This is a genomic window from Nitrosomonas nitrosa (assembly GCF_003051105.1).
Classification (GTDB): Bacteria; Pseudomonadota; Gammaproteobacteria; order Burkholderiales; family Nitrosomonadaceae; genus Nitrosomonas; species Nitrosomonas nitrosa.
In genome coordinates, this window is the sequence record NZ_QAOO01000009.1 from 114,271 (window position 1) to 135,122 (window position 20,852).

Here is a 20,852-nt window from a genome sequence, read left to right on the forward strand (position 1 = left end):
TAGTTTATCACGGTATAGCCATTTGCCGGGCCAGCAACGTGACAGGATGTAACACTTCGATTACGCAGCCTTGCCGCTTTTGATGCTGCAAGCCACTGGCGATATGCAGTGCACAGCCGATATTCGAAGTCACAAGATAGCGCGCGTGCAAGCGAGTCAATGCCGCAATTTTTTCATTCAACAGCGATTCTGCGATCTCTGGTTGATCGAGAAAGTAAGTTCCGGCCGCACCGCAACACTGATGATTACCCGCAAGCGCTACCACCTCGATCTCGGGAATATGCGAAAGCAACTGATAAGGAAGGCTTGCGGCACGCAGCACGTTACGCAGCGTACAAGGGTCATGTACCGCAACTTTTTTAGGTAGAGGTGCGAAGCTGACTTCGCTCCAGTCTTGCTCGACCAGAAACTGATTGATATCCATGACAGGCGCGGAGAAACTTTCCAGCGGCTGCTGTGCCGATCGTTCAACCAAATGCGCGCCGCAGCCGGAAGCCGTACTGATAATCGCGTCGATCTTCAGATCAGCGAAGGCCCGCTTGTTTTGCAAGATCAAAGCTTTCGCCTCATCCATGCGACCGCTGTGCTGGTATAACGCACCACAGCATGTTTGTGTACGGGGGACATGGACCGTATACCCCAGATGATTCAACACAAAAATGGCCGCAAGGTTAGTCTCGGTATCAATCAGCCTTGCGACACACCCCAAAAACAAGGCGACAGCACCACGCTGCACGCCTACGGCGGGATAGACTGCTCGCCATTTATAACGGTAGCGATGAACGGACGGCAATTTCGATAACAATAACGCGAATGGCGTCCCTTTTACAAAACCCAATCGCTGCAGGCCCGCTTGCAAGCCAGTTATCTGAAACAGACGAATAAATGGGCGAATGAGATCGAAGCGCGACGGCTTGGCAATAAAAACATGCTCCAGCACGGCTCGTAGGCCACGTTTTTTTTGATCAACCTCCTTTTCAGACAGGTGGACAGACGATACGGACACTAGGCTACGGGCTTCATCGATAATCCGGCCGAAAGCCACATGATTGGGACAAGCCACTTCGCACGCCCGGCATGTCAAACATCGATCGATATGTAACTTGAACCGGTCGTTCATCGGGATGCGCTCGTTTGCCACACCACTTATCATCGCGATCCGTCCACGTGGCGAGTCAGCTTCAGACAACGTTATGCGATAGGTAGGGCAATGTGGCAAACAGAGCCCGCAAGAAACACAGTGGTTAGCTTCTGCCAACAAGTTAGCTCGCGCAGACTCGATGAGCGTATCATCATTTTGATTTTGATTAGGCAAACCCAATTCCTTCTGAATATCCCGATTATTTCGCTTGTACTGCATGAATCAGAAATCAGAAAAAAATACAACTATTTCTGTCTGATTATGATCAGATCGCATCAAAGTAAAAAGTTTTTTATTTTTTTACTGTTATTGCTTGCTAAGCTATAGAAAATTACCATAAAATTGCGCGTTTTTAGTTAGATTTGTCAACACAGGAACATACAAACAATCAAATATGGTAATTATTCGACTGGCGCGCGGCGGCGCTAAAAAAAGACCTTTCTACAATATGGTGGTAACGGACTCTCGTAGCAGACGCGATGGCAGATTCATCGAGCGCGTTGGCTTTTACAATCCACGGGCAACCGGGGGCGAGGAAGCATTACGTGTTCAAATGGATCGTTTGGCTCACTGGCAAGCCAATGGCGCCCAATTGTCCAGTACAGTAACAAGATTGATTAAGCAGTTTAGTGCACAGCAAAAAACAACGCAAGCAAGCTAATTCCAATCAATGTTCAACTGAATGCATGGTCCCTATGGGCCACGTTATAGGCCCGTTCGGCATTCTTGGCTGGGTTAAGATAGCGCATTACACGGATCATCTCGAGAATTTACTCGACTATCCTGTGTGGTGGTTAGGCAAGCAAAGCGAAGATACATGGAAGGCGATGAATGTCGTATCTTACAATATTCATGACAATCGTTTGACCGTCTCATTTGAAGAATGCCGTGACCGTACCCAAGCATCGCAACTCAAGGGAATGCAAATAGCGGTTCCACGCAACCAATTACCCGCCCTACCCGAGACTGGCGAAGAAGGTTATTACTGGTCGGATCTCATCGGTATGAACGTGCTTAATTTACAACACGAAGAATTTGGAAATGTTATTGGTTTATTGAGGACGGGCGCCAACGATGTTTTGCAAGTTCGATCAATGAAAGAAGATCAGCAAGAACGCTTGGTACCCTTTATTGACCAGGTTATTGTCGAAGTCGATTTAAAAACACGCAAAATAATAATCGACTGGGGATTGGATTACTGACCGGGAGACGTATTTTGCCGTTGCAAATCGATGTCATTACACTCTTTCCTGAAATGTTCCAGGCTATTACCTGCTATGGCATTAGCGGTAGAGCATACAGAAACGATGTATTTCAGTTGCACACTTGGAACCCGCGTGATTTTGCAACTGATAACTACCGGACAATAGATGATAGCCCTTACGGGGGTGGACCTGGCATGGTCATGCTCCCGCAGCCGCTAGATGATGCCATCAATCAGGCCAGATCCCGACAACGGACAGAAGCAATCGATAAAACCCATGTTATTTACCTTTCACCGCAGGGAACATTGCTCGATCATGAAAAAATTTTACAGTTATCTCAGCTGAATGGACTGATATTGCTTTGTGGGCGTTATGAGGGTATTGATGAACGAATCATCACACGGCAAGTGGATGAGGAAATTTCTATCGGAAACTATGTTATTTCAGGTGGCGAACTGGCCGCTATGGTCCTGATAGACGGTATAATACGACAAACTCCAGGTGTGCTGGGTTGCGCCGAATCGGCCAAAGAAGATTCTTTTGTTCATAATTTACTGGAATACCCACAATATACCCGGCCAGAAAATTACCGGGGTGATTCGGTACCCAGTATCCTCCTTTCGGGAGACCACGCAAAAATCTATCGCTGGCGACTGCAACAATCGCTTGGCAGAACCTGGTTGAAACGACCCGATTTATGGGATCTCAAGCATAAACAAGGTTTATCCAAGGAAGAAAACGAATTATTGGAAGCATTCAAACGGACTCAGCATCTCAAAATAAATTAACCCTAGACAATATCAGGAGACAAGAATGAATTTGATCGAACAATTAGAGCAGGAAGAAATCGCGCGGCTTGGCAAGGTTATCCCAAATTTCTCGGCCGGCGATACCGTCGTAGTCAACGTAAATGTAGTCGAAGGTGAACGCAAGCGCGTTCAGGCTTATGAAGGGGTTGTCATTGCCAAACGCAATCGTGGACTTAACTCATCGTTCATTGTACGCAAAATATCCAGTGGCGAAGGGGTCGAACGGACCTTCCAAACCTACTCCCCCATGATTGCCAGCATTGAAGTCAAGCGCCGCGGCGATGTCCGTCGCGCGAAGCTATATTATTTAAGAAATCGCTCAGGTAAATCCGCGAGAATTCGCGAGAAACTCCCCAGCCGCATCACTGAAGCAACCAACCAAGCGGAAGCATAGAAGTAGGCAGCTAAAGCTGTCGCTCAGTTTTAGCGGCGAAACCAATCGGTATCAGGCAGAAAGGCGACCAGAGTCTGTACTCGGTCGCCACGCCATCTTCTCACCGAATAGGTAAATTTCCTTTGATCATGCCAGAAGCTTCTTCACGTTTTCTGGCGGCCTAGCTATAACCGCTTTATTGCCTCTTACAACGATAGGCCGTTGAATCAAATCAGGGTTGTCAACCATCAGCTGCAATAATTCATCATCGGATGCAGCATCAGTTCCGCGCGCCTTCGGTTCATCTGCGCGTAAGATATCCCTGACTGACAAATTGAGTTTTTGTACCAGCTCGCGCAGCAACTCGACTGTCATCGGCTGCTCGTAGTAATTGATACTATCAAACACCTCCCCACTTTCATTCAGCAGAGCCAGTGTTGCGCGGCATTTACTGCACGTGGGTTTCTGATAAATAGTTATTGTGTCCTTCATTCTGTTTTCTCTGTTTATAAAGATCCATCAATGGAAAAAATCAGAGTGATTGCTATTTATTACCCAGAAAATATATCTATACCCTGCCTACTTTACGCCACATTCCTTGGAAATGGCGCCATACGCAGCGGATGAGCCTGATAACCCGAATGTATCTGCCGTCGTTGTATCCCGTGCAGAGGTGCCCTTGACAACCATTGCACTACCGCTACGAATCGCATTGGTCAATCTGTTATCCATCGCTTCATCGGGCGCCCAGGCCGTTTCATTCTGAGTAAACAGCTTAAAATTCTGACTACCAATACTCACTGTCACTTCACTGCCTTGTTTAAAGGGATAACCTGCCACAAAACTGAATACGTTCTTACTTTTTTCAGCAGGCCGATGTGTAACGAGCGCAAAAACATCCCCGCGTCGGGTATAGTTTCCTTCCGATTTCTTTGGTTTACTCACCATATAGCAGACTTTATTGCCGCCTTCCATATAAACATAAGCAGTCCAGTCATTGAATTCACCAATCACTTTTGGATCAGCCGAAAAAACCATTCCGCTCATCATAAGTCCAGCCAGAAAAGCACACCGCTTTACAAAAGTTAGTTTCATTATATAAATCCCAAAAATTATTGGATCGGAACGTGATTGCTCATACCCGCCTGAATTAATTGCAGCCTTCCATCTTGTATATGAAATAACCGTCTTTATTGATCGTTTCAATCACTTCTTCTGGCGCACCCTGACTATGACAGAATCTGCACTCTCTGCTAGTCACGACAGCATCCCCCTCCCCAATCGATGCCAGCCATTCCTTAGCGTATTCGATCGCCTTTTTTTCATCTTTCACGGAGGTGAATACGTCAAAATGCATGATATGGCCATCTTTAGCTTTTACATAGGTATCGTAAACATGTATTTCCATCGAATATTCCTTTTTGAAAAAAATTAAATATGTCGGACAATTAAATAAGAAGACAAGTTGATTAATGGGTTGAAGATTTCTGATTCATCTTGCTATTATGCCATTTTTCGCCGCGCCACAATAACTCCATCTCGCGTGGGATTGATAAACGTATCGAAGTCGGGGTCATTAAATATCATGTGGTTATGCGCACGAATCGCCTCTGTCCAGCCCGAAACAATATCGGTAAACTCTTCAACCGCCACTCTCCCATGCCAGAGTACGTTATCCGCAATGTAGAGACCGCCTGGACGAATCCGGTCTTTCGCCATCTGCCACACTTCTGGATACCCCCCTTTATCAGCGTCGTTGTAACAGATATCGAACATACCCTCGGTTTGCAAAAAAATTTCTTGCGCATAGCCCACATGAAATTCCACCCTATCCCACAACTCAGCCGAAGTCAGATACTGCTCAGCTTGAATTTTGTTTGCGGCATTGCCGTCGGTACAAATGACCCGCCCCTCCGCTCCCACCGCTCTGGCAAACCAGTAAGCGGAATACCCATAACCGCTGCCAAATTCGAATATACGCTTGGCATCGATCATTTTTGCCATTACCTCTAGCGAATTGCCTACCAAGCGATCCACAATCGGGAAGTTTTTCTGTTTTGCCAAAGCTTCCATTTCGATCAATACCGGATGGTCAGTGTGTTCGACGAGGCCGCGCATATAACGCTCGATTGCTGGATGCACCGGGATCAGTGCATTTGGATTTTCAACGGTTGGGGACTGCACATTTGCCATCATCTATCCTCCCTTTGAGCAATAAATTCTAAATCGATAACAAAACCAAACCCATCATACCTTGATCACATTGACTGGCCGCATCTCGGATACCGATCGTTGCCAACAAACCGCCATTGCGGTGACCGCTAGCAGCAGGATCGGAATCCTGTTGTATAGTAAAAAGGTATCCGACAATCCTGCCAGAAAAACATAACAAATCAAAGCCGCGCCAAATACGCTTAGCCGATGAATTTTGAACGTCCGATACCAGCTCCACATTAGCAAAGCCAAAGTCAAAATGCCTAATCCCCCCAAATGCATGCCGATTTCAATCCAATCGTTATGATAATGAGATGTTTTATGAAACTCTGGCAGGCCTTTATATAGGCCATTTTTATAGGTTTGTATGGTCTCTTCAAAATAGACTTCCGGTCTACCCGTGCCATGGCCCAATAACGGTTTTTCAGCAATGCCATGCATACCGATATCCCATATTGCATACCGGTAGCCAAGGCTGGTCGAGTAATTACCTTCTACCATGGCTTTCAAATCGCTCCCGATCAGTACAAGCCTTTCCTGAAAAATAGGGCTACTCATGGCAAATAGAAAGATAGCTGCCATAATCGAAGCAAACACACCAAACAGCAATTTAACCTCCGTTCGGTAACGCAGAAAGATAAGCAACAAAAGTGCAAATACTGTGGCCAGCAGCAGACTTCGCGCATTCTGATTAAATTGGAGAAAAAGCAATAAAAAAGCGATGAACCAGCACAGCATGGCCATCTTTCTGGTCTGACAGATACTCCCTATGTAAAATACCAGAAGGATGCCGATTCCCAACATCGCCGAATAGGCGAGATAAGAGATCTCAAAAAAAGGCACGCCCTGCTCCCCTAATACAAACCATTGGTAAATACCTGCAGTTAACACGCTTACATAACCCACCAGGAAGGCAGCGATCGCCCAAAAGAGCCGAGGTTTGTTCAATAAGGCAAAAAAAGGGATAAACGTCAAAAAAATAAAATATTTTTTCCATTTATTCTGTCCGGCTTCGGCATACTCCCCCCAAAGCAAGCCCAAAGCCAATAACCCACAGAAGGTCAGCACCCCGAACACCAAGGGTTCTTTTACTAACTGACCGAACTTCTGCAACCCGCCATCGATCACCCACGCCAGGGTCAGAAGGAAAAAAGCGTAAAAAAGCGACCATTTTTGCCAAAGCGCAATACCAAAAAAAATCAGCGCACATCGCGCAAACAAATCACGCCAACCATACGCAAGCACATTCTCTCCAGGAAAAAGCGAACCGACTCGATTTTCAGCCATTTGTAGTAACACCCGTCATTGAAAAAACATTTTCTTCGGAGAGCAAAAATTCATGCATAAAAAATACGATTACTAGAATATTTATAAACAGACGAGCAAGTACTCATGTGATAAGCAATTAGCGGCTTATTTTCCCTGAGCTTGGGATTCCAGTAATGCGACATAATGAGGCAGAACGTCCCTACCGGGAACATCCAGCATTTCTTTGATAAAACGCTGCCGCTGCGTTTCATTATAATAAGATGCGCAACCGTTTGTAAGAAAACCGGTCATCTTTTCATACACATCATCGCGGCAACGCATCTCAGCATCCGGCATAAAATACGCTGCGGCAGAACGGCCCGCATGCAAATAATCAGCAGCCAACACCGGTTTTCCTACTCTGATGGCTTCATATGCGACTGAAGTTGCCAGATCGATGATGACATCGGCCCATTGCAGCAGATGCACGGAGTGAATGTTATCATCCACCATGGTGACATTCCGCAAGCGTCGCAATGCTGCACTCTTGGTCAAGGATTGTTTCCAGCCGCCGCGGGTATGGGGTTTGATCGCCAGTTCCACCCCGGGCAATGCTGCGACCATTTGGACAACCTCACCCACCTCTTCCCAGAAGGTCGTAAAATTGGCCTTCCTCAGAAAAATCACGACTTTAAGTTGACTATCGGAGCGTACCAAAGGCGAGGGAGGCATTAAGGTTGCCAATTTAGCTAGCCATTCCTCACAGTATCGAGGCGAACCCAATACGACCAACTTCTGATCATTCATGAAAGGGCGAAAGCGTAGGGCGCACAATTCATTGGGCACCACCACTTTATCGAACATCCCGGCGGCGGAGAATGATACATCGGGCTTTAGTTGCCATTCACCCCGCCGTATCAACTGACTCGCATGGGGGCTGTCCCCGTGCGGGAGCGAGACGGTTCCCAATCCCTGATGACGGGCGACGCCTACCAGAATTTCCACCCACTCCACGCAAATCTCCGAATTTCGCTCGATCCAATCGAAGACAACCACCCCTTTTCCAGGTTCTGAAAAGCTTCTTTCCAACAAGTAGCGGGTGGTACGCAACCAGGTCGCTTCACGTCGCTTGGCATGGTAAAGCCGCGCCAGCACCTTGACTAATGGACCCAGAAAAGAATTGTAAGAGCTTCTAACCAGCAGTAACGTCTGTAAACGCCACTTGGTAAATTCCATGAATGAAAGCAGATCTTGAAGATGCGCCAGTCTTACGCCAGGCAATTTCTTCAAAAACTCAATGCGGTAATCAGTATCGAATCGCTTCTTGCCGATCATGACGATATCGCATGCGTGGCCACGCTCGACCCATTTAGTGATGACCGGCGTGATGTGATCGATATCGTTGTAATGACGAAGGAAGAAAAGGGCTTTCATGGCTACGCAATGCAGTAATTAATGGACGGATAAATTGACGGACCCGGGAATTCAATCAAAAGCTATGTTCTCTCAAATACAAAACACGTCTCACCCCAGTTGCGGGTTGACTGACGTTTCAGTTCAAGCCCAGCCTGCTGCATGATCGCGATGGCTTCTTGCTGCTCTGCGGGCGTCCCCAGCTCAACGATAACGGATCTAAGGTTAGGATGTCTCAGCACCTGTCCCGCTGCCTTGAGAATGGCAATTTCTATTCCATCCACATCTATTTTCATATAGTTAGGATAGGGGAATCCCCATTTCCCGCACAAATCATCGAGCGTGACACCAAACATCCCCTGAATGTGTGAAGTGGGTGTTTTCATGGTATCGAGCGATTCTTCCCCAAACTGTGAGCGATTCCCGCCAGGGATAAATTTAGGCACGTACAGCTTGGAGAACTCGGTCTTTCCAGATACCGCAATACAGTAAGCGCTGATGCGGTCTTTCAGATGGTTATAAAAAATATTTTTGTTGAGGGCGTAATAATTATTGCTTTGTGGCTCAAAAGCATAGATTTCAACAGACGCACCGTATTTTTTGGCGGGATAGAGCGAATACTGGCCAATATTGGCACCAATATCGAAATAACACGACCCGGGTTCGAAGCCATCGAGCCAATCCAAAGTATCCGGTTCCTTAATCGTATAAGTCTTTGCGCGCTTAAGCACCCGCCAATGATCGACCGTGACCAGAATGGTGTGTCCCCTGACATTGGTTTTGGTATAGCCGCCTTTCGCCCAGTAAGCGGCGACCACCAAGTTTTTCAGAAAATTAACCGAAAAAATATATTTTATTGCTGCCCATAAGGATTGCATCAGCTCACCACCCTATCAAAATGTCCACTAACCCTCTCTTCGTTCCCTTGCTGCGGTCTCAAGCAATGTGACGTAACGAGATAATACCCCTGGCCCCGATATATCGAGCATTTCTTTCAAGAAGCGCTGCCGATGTGCTTCTATGTAAAAATCATGACACCCTTCAGCTAGAAACTTCTCTATTTTTTCATAGACATCATCGCGACAGCGTAGCTCTGTCTCAGGCATGTATACGGCAATCGCAGAACGGCCAGCATGCAGGTAATCCGCCGCCAATACGGGTTTGCCGACTCGAACCGCTTCAAAAACCACGGAAGTGGCCAAATCGATGCAGATATCTGCCCAGTTCATCAGATTGATAGAGTGCACATCATCGCCTGCTACGCTGACATTGGGCAAACGTTTCAAAGAGCGGTCCTTGGTCAAGGATTGCTTCCACCCGCTGCGGGTATGCGGTTTGATGACAAGTTCTGTCCCAGGAAAAGCAGCGATGAGATGAACCACTTCATTTACCTCTTCCCAGAAGGTCGTAAAATTGGCCTTCCTCAGAAACATCACTATCTTGAGGCGGCTTTCGGAGCGCGTCAACGGCAAAGGAGGCATGAGTTGATTGAGCTTTATCAGCCATTCTTCACTGTAACGAGCCGAACCCAAAATGGCGATCGAACGCTCTGCCAAAAAAGGTCGGAAACGCTTTGCACAAAGCTCATTGGGCACCACCAATTTATCGAATATCCGCGCAGTCGAGAAAAGCGGATCGGGCCCCACTTTCCATTCACCGCGGCGTATCAATTGATTGGCATGCGGACTATCGCCATGGGGCAAGGAAACGACCCCCAGACCTCTTTCCCGCGCCATAGTGACAACCGCCTCCACCCATTCCACGGCAATGACCGAATTCCGCTCGATCCAATCAAAAGCCACGATCCCCTGATCAGCATCGGTGAAGCTGCGTGTTAACAGATATTCGGCAGTCGCACGCCAGAGCGGCGCACGGCGCTTCGCATCATAAATATCCGCCAGAAAACGCACAAAAGGGCCAATAAACAAACGACGCAGATTGCCGGTCAACAATAGCATCTGCAATCGCCACTTGAAAAATTGAAACGAAGAAAAAATTTCACGTATGTGTGCCGCACGCACGCCAGGCAGTTGACTCAGGTAAGCAATGCGGAAATCACGGCGAAACCGCTGTGCGCCAATCAACACCACATCACAGCTATGCCCCGAGTCGACCCACTTGGAAATGACAGGGGTAATATGATCGATGTCGTTATAATGACGAAGAAAAAAGAGAGCTTTCATACCTGTGTTATGATTAGCAGCACCAAAAAATGTAATACTTATGTCGAGTTATGAATCAAATTAGCACCTATGATTTCGCAAATCAGACCAGAGAAATCGATGGCACAAAACCATTGCGCGGGTAATTCTACACGTGCAATTCTTTATTTACCAAAAAGCTGTCAGGCGATTGCCAATTTTCTCTAAACCTACCGGTCATCCGCAAATGGCAACCCCTAGAGTAAATGGCGTCACTTGCAATTGTTAAAGTACAAACACGTCCCATATTTTCCGTTTAATTAATTCAAATAGAAAACACCATCCCCACTATGAAAACGATCGCTATCATCCCTGCACGCATGGGATCGTCTCGCTTTCCCGGCAAACCCCTTGCAAAATTACTAGGGAGAACGATGCTGGAGCATGTCTACAAACGCGTCGCCTTGAGCGATGTGCTCGATAATACTTATATCGCTACCTGCGATGAAGAAATCAGGGAGGCTGCGGCAGCTTTCGGCGCACCCGTCATCATGACTTCTGATAAGCATGAGCGCGCGAGCGACCGCATCGCAGAAGCGGTCAGCAGCTTGGATGCAGAACTGATCGTAATGGTACAGGGCGATGAACCCATGACGCATCCTCGAATGATCGATACCGCTGTGGCCCCTTTCCGTGACGACCCCCAATTAGGGTGCGTGAATCTTGTGCGGCGTATCGAAAACGAGGCTGATTTTCATGATACCAACACCATCAAAGTTGTGATGAATCAGCGAGGAGATGCCCTGTACATGTCGCGCCAACCTATTCCCACGTTGGCGAAATCAGGCTTTACCCGCACGCCAGCCTATAAGCAGGTATGCATTATCCCCTTCAGGCGCGCCACCCTACTCGAGTACACGCAATTATCCCCTACCCCCTTGGAGCAACTCGAATCGATCGATATGCTCCGGCTGATGGAACATGGGCTCCGTGTCAAAATGGTAGAAACCGAATTCAACAGCCAAGCTGTCGATACGGAAGCCGATCTGGCGCGCGTCGCCAAACTGATGGAATCCGATCCATTGCTTGCTCAGTATTAACTCATTTTCTAGGATTGATCATGTCATTAAAAGCAAAACTTGCACGCTCGGAAGTGACGGTCGGCTCATGGATTACATTGGGACATCCGGCCATTGCCGAAATCATGGCATCAGCCGGTTTCGACTGGCTGGTACTGGATATGGAGCACAGCGTGCTGGAACTCAGTGAGGCTCAGACAATTATCCAAGTTCTTGATGGACTCGACTGTCCAGCCATCGTCAGGCTCACTTCCAACCATCCAGACCAAATCAAACGCGTTATGGACGCAGGGGCAACGGGCGTGATGGTGCCCATGATCAAGTCGGCGGCAGATGCCCAAGCTGCGGTGGAAGCTGTTTACTATCCACCGGAGGGTAAGCGTGGCGTCGGACTCGCGCGCGCCCAGGGCTATGGAGCGCGTTTTCAGGAATACCGCCAATGGCTAAAAGAAAATGCCGTCATTATCGTCATGATCGAGCACATCGATGCGGTTCAACAGATCGATGCAATTCTTTCAGTATCCGACATCGATGCCTATATCATTGGCCCTTATGATCTCTCCGGATCAATGGGGCGCCCTGGCGAACTCGACCATCCTGAGGTGCAGATCGCCATCGAAAAGGTACTGGAGGCGGGCCGACGCTTGAATAAACCCGGTGGTATTCATGTAATCGAGCCTGATCCTGCCGCGCTACGGAAACGAATTGGAGCAGGCTTCAATTTTCTGGGTTACAGCCTCGATATCCGCATACTCGATACCCTCTGCCGTCAACACATGAAAATCATCCGATCCCAGCCATGAACAAAATCGTCATTTCCACTTCTTCGTTCGACATTGCAAACAATCCGCCTATCCAGCGTCTGATCGAAGCGGGCTTCGAAGTCGTCACCAACCCTTACAAACGCAAACTCAGCGAAGACGAAATTATCTCCCTGCTCGGTCAAGACACCATCGGGCTGCTCGCCGGCATCGAGCCGCTGACCGAGCGTGTATTGACCTCTACCCATCAACTCAAAGTCATTTCACGCTGCGGAACGGGTCTCGACAGCGTCGATCTAGCAGCGGCCAAGCGTCACAACGTCGCCGTTTTCAATACGCCCGAGGCCCCCGCCCAGGCAGTCGCGGAACTTACCCTGGGTTTGATGTTGGCGACGCTCAGGCAGATTGGCTTGATTGATCGAAAATTGCGCGATGGGGAATGGCCGCGCACGCAAGGCCATTTGCTTGCTGCTCAAACCGTGGGTATCGTTGGTCTGGGCCATATCGGACGCCGTGTCGCAAGATTGTGTCAGGCTTTTGAAGCAACTGTCGTCGCACATGATCCTTACTTGTCTCAAACTCAACAAGGTGTTTCATTGATGCCATTGGAACAACTCTTGGCAGAATCAGATATCGTCACGCTCCACATCCCTTACTCGGCCGACACGCATCACTTGCTGAACAAAGCGGCTTTCTCACGCATGAAATCTGGCGCAATCGTCATCAATGCAGCTCGCGGCGGATTGGTCGATGAGGCAGCCTTATATGACGCATTGCTCGCAGGTCACTTAAAAGGAGCGGCGCTCGACGTATTTGAGCAGGAACCTTACCAGGGTCCGCTACTCAAATGCGACAATATCACACTGACTTCTCATATTGGTTCGCTAGCCAAAGAATCGCGCCATCGGATGGAAATCGAAGCGGCAGAAAATTTATTGCACGGACTCTCGAACATAGGCTTAATGAATGAATAATCGATCTGCTTCAAACGAAATTGCAATCGTCTTTGGTGCCAGCGGCTTCTTGGGCAGCCATGTAGCCGACGCCCTGTCAGAAGCCGGCTATCGTGTTCGCCTGTTTGATCGCGCGCCCTCCCCCTACCAAAGACCCGATCAGGAAATGATCGTCGGTGACATCATGGATATCGAGCAAGTAATCGAGGCCGCCAGAGGCGCGGCGGTGGTCTACAATTTTGCAGCCATCGCCGATATCGATGAAGCCCATGACAAACCCCTGGCAACCGCTACCATCAATGTCCTTGGCAATATGCATGTACTGGAAGCAACTCGCCTGGTCGGCGCCCGCCGCTTCATTTTTGCCAGCAGTGTATATGTGTATTCTGAATCCGGTTCATTTTATCGAGCCAGCAAGCAGGCTGCGGAACGCTTCACCGAGACTTACTATGAGCGCTATGGGCTGGAATATACGATTTTACGTTACGGTTCATTGTACGGACGCCGCGCTGACCGCCGAAACGGCATTTACCGGATGCTGCACGAGGCCATTCAGAAACACACCATCACCTATCATGGCAGCGGCAACGCTATACGCGAATACATCCATGTCGAGGATGCCGCACGCATGAGTGTACAAGTGCTCGCACCTGAATTCGCTAACCGTCATCTCATTCTAACGGGTCAGGAGAAGCTGCGTATCCGGGATGTCATGACCATGATCTCGGAGATCATGCCATGGCCAGTCGAATTACGTTTTGGCAACGCCAACGTCGTGCATCATTACGAAATCACCCCTTATGCCTTTCAGCCGCGCATTGGCCGCAAGCTGGTGCTCAACGAGCATGTCGATCTCGGCCAAGGATTGATCGATTGCCTCAGGGAAATTCACCAGCATATTCACCACGCGGATGAAGATGACGACGCCACACCTTCAACTTCCGATAATAGAGCCTGACGATGAATACTGAAAATTGGCAAGCGATCATTTTCGATTTCGATGGCGTCATCGTCGAATCCGGCGATATCAAGACGCAAGCCTTTGCTGAGCTTTATCGCGCTCATGGCGAACACATCGTTACCGAAGTCGTGCGTTATCACTGCCAAAACGGCGGGATGTCGCGCTATCTCAAATTTCGCTATTTTCAAGAATATTTACTGAACAATCCACCGTTGACAGCGGAAGAAGAAAATACACTCGATCAACGCTTCTCTGCGTTAGTCATCGAAGCGGTCATCGCAAGTCAGGCAGTAGCCGGCGCAGAAGCACTGATTCAAAAAGCTGCGTCACGTATGCCTTTATTTGTCGCATCGGGCACCCCTGAGCATGAGCTCAGAACAATCGTCGAACGCCGCGGCCTAGCGCCCTATTTTACCGAAGTGCGTGGCTCCCCTCTCTCCAAACAGACACTCATTGCCAATATCATCGCTACTCACTCGCTTACGCCGGAACGCGTCTTGATGATCGGCGACGCCATGGCCGATTACCATGGTGCGGCCGCAAATGGAACCGCATTCCTGGGACGCGTTCGACCGGGTGACAATAACCCTTTTCCAGCACACGTCAAAACAGTTCCCGATTTGTGCGCACTGACCATATGATCGAGCGTCACCACCATGCCAATATGCAAGCGCTGGCCACAACTTTTGCCGACTTTGCCGCTTCGACTCTCCGTAGTGCGCTGCGTGACTCTCCGGCTGTCACACTAGTCGTACCCGGCGGGCAAACACCACGCGCTTACTTGCCTGCGCTCAGTCAGCAGGCTTTACCCTGGAAAAATATTCATATCACATTAAGCGATGAACGATGGGTAGAAGCGCAGGCGGATGCGTCCAATGAACGGCTTGTGCGTGAATGCTTGTTAATAAACGAAGCGCGGAATGCGCATTTGGTTGGATTGAAAACACCCCATCTTCGGCCGTCAGATGCCGTTGCTACGGTACACGAGCGGCTGACTCGGCTGCCTGCTCCCTTCAGCCTTACTATTTTGGGATTAGGAGAAGATGGCCATATCGCTTCATTATTCCCAGGGGTCGTGCACGATCCGACCAATCCTTATCTTTGCCAAGCTGTCGAACCGCCGATCGCACCCAGTTCCCGAATCAGCCTAACCCTGTCAGCATTGGCCGATAGCTGTCATATTGCCGTAGTTGTGACAGGGGCGGTCAAAAGGCAATTGCTCGATCAACTCATCGAATCGCCCGACCCATCGATACCTTTTGCCCAGCTCATTCGACTCAGCTCCTCTCCCATTACGATCTTCGAAACAAATTAGCGAAAGACACTTATGAACGATCACCCCATCGACTTCCAACGGCGCAAACTGCTGCGTTACGGCTGTCTAGGATTGGGGGCCATGCTCACGCACAGCTTGTTCCTCTTTACACCCCGACCTGCCCATGCATCCAATCTTGCAGCCGTAGGACCGCTACAAGCACCCGACGCAAATGGCGTTCGTTTGCCCAAGGGATTTACCTCACGCATCGTCGCCCGCTCCGGGCAAAACCTATTCGGTTACCGTTGGCACGCAGCACCCGACGGCGGCGCTACCTTTACGACTGATGAAGGTGGCTGGATTTATGTATCCAATAGTGAAATGAAAAACCGTAGAGGCGGTGTCGGCGCACTTCGTTTCGATCGGAATGGAACGCTTATCGATGCGTATTCCATTCTGAAAAAAACCAATCTCAATTGCGCAGGCGGCCCCACGCCTTGGCAAACCTGGCTGTCCTGCGAAGAAATCAAGCGCGGCAGTGTTTGGGAATGCGACCCCTTTGGTCAAAAACCGGCGCAGGTTAGGCATGCTTTGGGACGCTTCAAGCATGAAGCCGTCGCGGTCGATACGGAAAACAAACAACTCTACCTGACCGAGGATGAGCCTGATGGTTGTCTATACCGCTACACGCCTCATACGCTCACTACCGCTGGCCATCCTGACTTGAAAGCGGGTTTTCTGGAGGTAGCCGAGATACAAGACGATGGAACACTGCGCTGGCATCGGCTCGCTGACCCCCAAGCGACTTCGCTCCCCACCCGCAAACAAATCAAGCAAAGCAGCCGTTTCAATGGCGGTGAGGGCATTTGGTTCCACCAAGGAACGATCTACTTCACGACCAAGGGAGATGATCGGGTATGGGCCTATGATACCCATCAGAATCACCTAAAAATTATTTATGAAGCGGCACGCCATGCTACACCCATATTGACCGGTGTCGACAATATCGTGGCAAATGCGGCGGGTGAATTACTGGTAGCCGAGGATAACGGAGATATGCAAATTGTCATTTTATCGGGCAACACCATCAAGCCACTACTCCAGCTTGTCGGTCATAATCGCTCTGAGGTGACAGGGCCTGCTTTTAGCCCAGATGGATCGCGTTTGTATTTCAGTTCTCAACGTGGAAAAACAGGGCGCCACCATAACGGCATGACTTTTGAAATCACGGGGCCCCTTTGAAAACATTGTAAGAAAATCTTTGCTTATCCAGCAGTCAATGTAAAACAAAGTCTGATTACCCAGGAACAAGCCTTGCTGCCATGAGCCACTACCCTATTTTTGTGTCTTTGTTTTATCACTTTTTCTGGATTGAACAAGTTCTTTCACAGTCTCTAATAATCGATCAGCAACTGCTTCTGGGTTGACTTTGAAACGGCCTTCCATGATCGCCTGTTTGATTTCCGCGACCTTAGCGCTATTTATTGTTGCCCTGTTCATCGGCTCAGCGTTCGCTATAATAGTACGCTTTCGTAATGGCACGACGTTTTCTGCTTGAGAAAAATCCGTCACAGTATCCGGAGAGATTTTTTCATCATATTTCTGATCTTTATTAACCATGTTCCTCACCACTTGTGCTGGATTCGAGTTATCTCTTTTCAAGATTCAATCCTTTTTGATAGAAAATATTAAAAGATTTAGCGGTTTTTAGCAGAAAAACTTTAGATCAAAGTAGATCTATTATAAAACTTATTTTTTTATTCATGAATAGCCACGTTTATTTACCATCGATATGACTCAGATCCTGCATGCATTCTTATTAGCCTTCCGTAATCTTTTGCATCCCAAGATTTTATGGCTATTCATTTGGCCTCTGATCGCTGCCTGTCTGCTTTGGACAGGCATCAGCTATTTCTTTTGGATTCCCTCCGCAGACTGGATCCGCGAAATGATCTCTTCAACAGCGATCAGCAATTGGCTAGACGAGTTTTATTTGGAAAAAGCGATCACCGGTATAGAAGGCTTCCTCAATGTCGTTATTTTTATTATGTTAGTGGTGGTTACCACGCTGGTAATAACGGCACTATTCGCCATGCCAGCCCTGATCAATTTTGTGGCCAAGCGTTATTTCCCTCAACTCGACCGGCAGAGCGGCGGAACCATCATGGGCAGTTTGGTCAATGTCATCTCGGCAACCTTGGTATTCATCGTATTATGGGGGATCGCGCTTCCTTTTTGGTTTATCGGGATTGGAATGATAATATCTTTCGTAGCTGCTGCTTATTTGAACCAGAGAGTGTTTAGTTACGATGCCTTGGCGGAACACGCCAACCCGGAAGAATTGAAGACGCTATTGAAGACGGACAAACTTATGCTTTGGGGGCTGGGATTGTTAACCGGTGTCTTGCAATTCGTTCCAATATTAAATTTTTTTGCGCCGACAATAACGGCTTTAGCGTTCATTCATTTTGAGCTCACTCGGCTGAAGAAACTTCGCGCTCAATCGAACCAACTCCCCCAAATTGGATAGATTGAAACCGGGCAACGACTCGAAAAGCTGTCAGTAGTTATTATCAAACCGATTTATGTTATGCATGGTTTAACGTTTAGATCTAGCAAAATTCTTGGAGACTCTTTTTATGCCGTTAACAATTAACAACCTATTCCAGCTAGCCACTTTACTGATCCTAAGTAGTTTTCTCAATCCGCTCACCGCGTATGCACAAGCATCTTGCACCGGATGTCTGTGTCCAGGGGACCCTTGCCAATTATGCCCGTTACCGCCCTCGACGAATGATAAGATTTCCGAAAATGATCCAGAAACTTGCCAACGAATAAGAGCCGATGTTCCGCCCATCGCCGACTTGCCTGGCAGCAACGCGTATTTTGCCAGCCTGGATAAATCAACGATGGCATGCATAAAACACGGCGGCGATGTCATCAAGAATCATCGGAAAAGCCCGGAATTTCCAGCCAGAGTTTACTGTAAACCTTACATCACACCTGCAAAATAATGCGACGTTACAGGGACGTATTGCCCTAATTTTCTGTCTTGCGTTCAATCTCGAATTGGTAGAGATACTAGCAAAAAAGAGGATAAGTACTTATCAATACGAAACTTTGTGAGAGGATGGAAGGTTTATTTTCCTTCCATCCCTCAGTATAATCCTGCCCTTGCTCAAATATTAATACTCCAACTCATTACACTTGGGTGAAGCTGTCATGCTTCTGTGGTTCGTAATTTTCTACTTGATGATCTCTGTCGGCATTGGCCTCTATGCGGCAACACGCGTGCATAACGCCAAGGATTTCGCTATTGCAGGCCGCTCGCTACCGCTGCCAGTAGTAACGGCCACAGTCTTCGCCACCTGGTTCGGCGCCGAGGCGGTGTTCGGTATCCCAGCCACCTTCGTGAAAGAGGGCCTGACCGGGGTTGCCGCCGACCCGTTTGGGTCCTCTATGTGCTTGGTCATCGCTGGCATTCTTTTCTCGCGCTACCTATATCGGCTCAATATTCTCACGCTCGGCGATTTTTACCGCATGCGTTACAACCGCACGGTGGAAGTACTTACTTCGATCTGTATCGTTGCAGCTTACCTCGGCTGGGTCGCCGCGCAAATCAAAGCACTCGGTCTGATCTTTTATGTGGTCACCGATGGCGCAGTCAGCCAGGAAACCGGCATGATACTCGGCACTGTGATCGTGCTCACCTACACCACTTTCGGCGGCATGTTCTCAGTGGCCATCCTCGATTTCGTGCAAATGTTCGTGTCGATAAGCGGCTTGCTTTTTATTGCCTGGATCATCAGCGGTAAAGTCAGCGGTGGTGCTACGGCGGTGATCGATCATGCCAGCTTGGCAGGTAAGCTTAAACTTTTCCCGGAATTGGATCTATGGAAGTGGATTGCCTTTCTCGGCGCCTGGATCACGATGATGCTCGGTTCCATTCCGCAGCAGGATGTGTTTCAACGTGTTACCTCAGCAAAAAGTGCCCATGTCGCTCTGTGGGGCTCGATTCTGGGTGCTGTGATCTATCTCAGCTTCACTTTTGTACCCATGTTCATTGCCTATTCGGCTACTTTGATCGATCCGGCATTATTCGCACAGTTGCTGTCAGAGGACGCTCAGTTGGTACTCCCTTTTCTGGTATTGCAGCATACCCCTCTCGTTGCGCAAGTTCTATTTTTTGGTGCAGTGATCTCGGCAATCATGAGCTGCTCATCGGCGACCCTGCTGGCGCCGTCTGTCACCTTTGCTGAAAATGTAATTCGTGGCTTCCGCCCGAAAATGAGCGATCATCAGTTTCTCTGGGTCATGCGCGCCACCTTGGTAAGTTTTGGTGCTATCGTGCTCACATTCGCGCTCTATTCTGACGCCACCATTTTTGAAATGGTTGAAAGTGCCTATAAGGTCACGTTGGCTGGTGCCTTTGTGCCATTGCTTTGCGGCATATTCTGGAAACGCGCCACGACTCAGGGTGCGCTCGCAGCTATTTTCGGTGGTTTACTCTCCTGGCTTATGATCGAAATCCTGATTGGCGAAGAAAGCCTGATCCCGCCCCAGTTGATCGGCCTTGCCATTTCAGCGTTGGGCATGTTCGCCGGTTCACTGTTGCCTCAGCGGGTCGGCCATAAAACACCCGGGCGTCCGTTGCACGAATTACAGCACCGCGCGGCCATGGAAACGCATCATGTTACGCCGCACTGATTTTTCTGATCTTTTTTAAGACTAATTCTCCCCGGATTACGGCGGGAATGCTTTATTTATGTAGATATCCGTCGGCATGTCTGGAGAAAATCCTGGCAAAAATTAAGGATTCTTTAGCATAAAAAAGTGGAAAAGCTCACCGCCATCATGCTGCTATATCAAGGCAAACAAGCAGGCTATCAAAGAATAACACGCTCAAAATATCAAATGCCAGGGCTTCTTTATAAAGGCAATCTTTGAGAAATCACCTCAATCGCTTCATCGATCAACCCCGACAATTGTAATTGCGCCTCCCCGCTAAACCGGGTTTGCACATGTTCCCCGGCCTTTCCGGTTTGACCAGTTTCGCGTACACCGAAGCGTAGACGAGGAACAACATTCGTACCTAACGCGATCAGTCGGATCTTCCCCCGGCTAGCAAACGCATTAATGCTGTAGTTGTATGTTTTTACTTTAAAAAATGACGATACTGCTGAAATGGCTGCTGCCTACGCGGTATGCTTGTTGATTTTTGTGCGCTTGCTAATTTTTGGTTTAGTGGGAAACGTAATGCCCAAAGCGCGCAGGATATTTGCCTGGTGTTCATCCGGGC

24 protein-coding genes are annotated in these 20,852 nt (G+C 48.5%); 14 read left to right on the forward strand and 10 right to left on the reverse strand.

The window, feature by feature from the left end; genetic code table 11:
• Positions 1-7: 7 nt before the first annotated feature.
• On the reverse strand, positions 8-1,315 hold the full coding sequence (locus C8R30_RS06930; protein ID WP_258191955.1) for a (Fe-S)-binding protein: 1,308 nt from the start codon (positions 1,313-1,315) through the stop codon (positions 8-10).
• A gap of 220 nt (positions 1,316-1,535) precedes the next feature.
• Between C8R30_RS06930 and rpsP the strand changes: the two genes are divergently transcribed.
• From rpsP to rplS, 4 genes are read left to right on the forward strand one after another with little or no spacing between them, the layout of a single operon-like run.
• The gene (gene rpsP / locus C8R30_RS06935) at positions 1,536-1,802 is read left to right on the forward strand and encodes a 30S ribosomal protein S16 (RefSeq protein ID WP_107784243.1); all 267 of its coding nucleotides are present in this window, start codon (positions 1,536-1,538) and stop codon (positions 1,800-1,802) included.
• Positions 1,803-1,836: 34 nt separating this feature from the next.
• Entirely contained in the window at positions 1,837-2,343 is a 507-nt protein-coding gene (rimM, locus tag C8R30_RS06940; protein ID WP_338065851.1) for a ribosome maturation factor RimM, read from the forward strand.
• A gap of 14 nt (positions 2,344-2,357) precedes the next feature.
• Complete coding sequence (gene trmD / locus C8R30_RS06945) at positions 2,358-3,134, forward strand: tRNA (guanosine(37)-N1)-methyltransferase TrmD (RefSeq protein ID WP_204799372.1); 777 nt, start codon at positions 2,358-2,360, stop codon at positions 3,132-3,134.
• A gap of 25 nt (positions 3,135-3,159) precedes the next feature.
• Complete coding sequence (gene rplS, locus C8R30_RS06950; RefSeq protein ID WP_107789837.1) at positions 3,160-3,549, forward strand: 50S ribosomal protein L19; 390 nt, start codon at positions 3,160-3,162, stop codon at positions 3,547-3,549.
• 126 nt (positions 3,550-3,675) lie between these two features.
• Here rplS and C8R30_RS06955 read toward each other — a convergent pair whose 3' ends face one another.
• The 8 genes from C8R30_RS06955 to C8R30_RS06990 form a co-directional block, all read right to left on the reverse strand.
• Entirely contained in the window at positions 3,676-4,020 is a 345-nt protein-coding gene (locus C8R30_RS06955; protein ID WP_090671773.1) for an arsenate reductase family protein, read from the reverse strand.
• Positions 4,021-4,107: 87 nt separating this feature from the next.
• Positions 4,108-4,623 carry an invasion associated locus B family protein gene (locus C8R30_RS06960; RefSeq protein WP_090671776.1) on the reverse strand — a complete coding sequence of 172 codons (516 nt, stop codon included), beginning with the start codon at positions 4,621-4,623 and terminating at the stop codon, positions 4,108-4,110.
• Positions 4,624-4,678: 55 nt separating this feature from the next.
• Positions 4,679-4,936 carry a DUF2024 family protein gene (locus C8R30_RS06965; protein ID WP_090671779.1) on the reverse strand — a complete coding sequence of 86 codons (258 nt, stop codon included), beginning with the start codon at positions 4,934-4,936 and terminating at the stop codon, positions 4,679-4,681.
• 95 nt (positions 4,937-5,031) lie between these two features.
• Entirely contained in the window at positions 5,032-5,724 is a 693-nt protein-coding gene (locus tag C8R30_RS06970; RefSeq protein ID WP_338061149.1) for an O-methyltransferase, read from the reverse strand.
• 51 nt (positions 5,725-5,775) lie between these two features.
• Complete coding sequence (locus C8R30_RS06975) at positions 5,776-7,029, reverse strand: O-antigen ligase family protein (RefSeq protein ID WP_090671785.1); 1,254 nt, start codon at positions 7,027-7,029, stop codon at positions 5,776-5,778.
• Between the two features lie 126 nt (positions 7,030-7,155).
• On the reverse strand, positions 7,156-8,424 hold the full coding sequence (locus C8R30_RS06980) for a hypothetical protein (protein ID WP_090671787.1): 1,269 nt from the start codon (positions 8,422-8,424) through the stop codon (positions 7,156-7,158).
• Between the two features lie 62 nt (positions 8,425-8,486).
• Positions 8,487-9,281 (reverse strand): FkbM family methyltransferase, encoded by a 795-nt coding sequence (locus C8R30_RS06985; protein WP_090671789.1) that lies wholly within the window; start codon positions 9,279-9,281, stop codon positions 8,487-8,489.
• Positions 9,282-9,308: 27 nt separating this feature from the next.
• Positions 9,309-10,586, reverse strand: a complete 1,278-nt coding sequence (locus C8R30_RS06990; protein ID WP_107789838.1) for a hypothetical protein — start codon at positions 10,584-10,586, stop codon at positions 9,309-9,311.
• A 308-nt stretch (positions 10,587-10,894) separates the two neighbouring features.
• Here C8R30_RS06990 and C8R30_RS06995 point away from each other — a divergent pair, with 308 nt between their 5' ends.
• Genes C8R30_RS06995 through C8R30_RS07025 form a run of 7 tightly spaced genes read left to right on the forward strand, consistent with a single transcriptional unit; the run spans position 10,895 to position 16,795 of the window.
• Positions 10,895-11,644 (forward strand): 3-deoxy-manno-octulosonate cytidylyltransferase, encoded by a 750-nt coding sequence (locus C8R30_RS06995; protein WP_107784249.1) that lies wholly within the window; start codon positions 10,895-10,897, stop codon positions 11,642-11,644.
• Positions 11,645-11,664: 20 nt separating this feature from the next.
• On the forward strand, positions 11,665-12,426 hold the full coding sequence (locus C8R30_RS07000; RefSeq protein WP_090671798.1) for an HpcH/HpaI aldolase family protein: 762 nt from the start codon (positions 11,665-11,667) through the stop codon (positions 12,424-12,426).
• Positions 12,423-13,358 carry a phosphoglycerate dehydrogenase gene (locus C8R30_RS07005; RefSeq protein WP_107789839.1) on the forward strand — a complete coding sequence of 312 codons (936 nt, stop codon included), beginning with the start codon at positions 12,423-12,425 and terminating at the stop codon, positions 13,356-13,358. Before C8R30_RS07000 ends, C8R30_RS07005 begins: the two co-directional genes overlap by 4 nt.
• Positions 13,351-14,295 carry an NAD-dependent epimerase/dehydratase family protein gene (locus C8R30_RS07010; protein WP_090671803.1) on the forward strand — a complete coding sequence of 315 codons (945 nt, stop codon included), beginning with the start codon at positions 13,351-13,353 and terminating at the stop codon, positions 14,293-14,295. Before C8R30_RS07005 ends, C8R30_RS07010 begins: the two co-directional genes overlap by 8 nt.
• Positions 14,296-14,297: 2 nt before the next feature.
• Positions 14,298-14,939, forward strand: coding sequence for an HAD family hydrolase (locus C8R30_RS07015; protein WP_090671805.1), 642 nt, complete (start codon positions 14,298-14,300; stop codon positions 14,937-14,939).
• Positions 14,936-15,613 carry a 6-phosphogluconolactonase gene (gene pgl / locus C8R30_RS07020; protein WP_090671808.1) on the forward strand — a complete coding sequence of 226 codons (678 nt, stop codon included), beginning with the start codon at positions 14,936-14,938 and terminating at the stop codon, positions 15,611-15,613. Before C8R30_RS07015 ends, pgl begins: the two co-directional genes overlap by 4 nt.
• Positions 15,614-15,625: 12 nt before the next feature.
• Complete coding sequence (locus C8R30_RS07025) at positions 15,626-16,795, forward strand: alkaline phosphatase PhoX (protein WP_107789840.1); 1,170 nt, start codon at positions 15,626-15,628, stop codon at positions 16,793-16,795.
• A gap of 93 nt (positions 16,796-16,888) precedes the next feature.
• Here C8R30_RS07025 and flgM read toward each other — a convergent pair whose 3' ends face one another.
• Entirely contained in the window at positions 16,889-17,215 is a 327-nt protein-coding gene (gene flgM / locus C8R30_RS07030; RefSeq protein ID WP_239654096.1) for a flagellar biosynthesis anti-sigma factor FlgM, read from the reverse strand.
• Positions 17,216-17,345: 130 nt separating this feature from the next.
• Between flgM and C8R30_RS07035 the strand changes: the two genes are divergently transcribed.
• From C8R30_RS07035 to C8R30_RS07045, 3 genes are all read left to right on the forward strand, one after another.
• Complete coding sequence (locus C8R30_RS07035; protein ID WP_107789841.1) at positions 17,346-18,083, forward strand: EI24 domain-containing protein; 738 nt, start codon at positions 17,346-17,348, stop codon at positions 18,081-18,083.
• 109 nt (positions 18,084-18,192) lie between these two features.
• Entirely contained in the window at positions 18,193-18,567 is a 375-nt protein-coding gene (locus C8R30_RS07040) for a hypothetical protein (protein WP_107789842.1), read from the forward strand.
• 208 nt (positions 18,568-18,775) lie between these two features.
• Entirely contained in the window at positions 18,776-20,260 is a 1,485-nt protein-coding gene (locus tag C8R30_RS07045) for a high affinity choline transporter 1 (protein ID WP_107789843.1), read from the forward strand.
• The last annotated feature ends 592 nt before the right edge of the window (positions 20,261-20,852 follow it).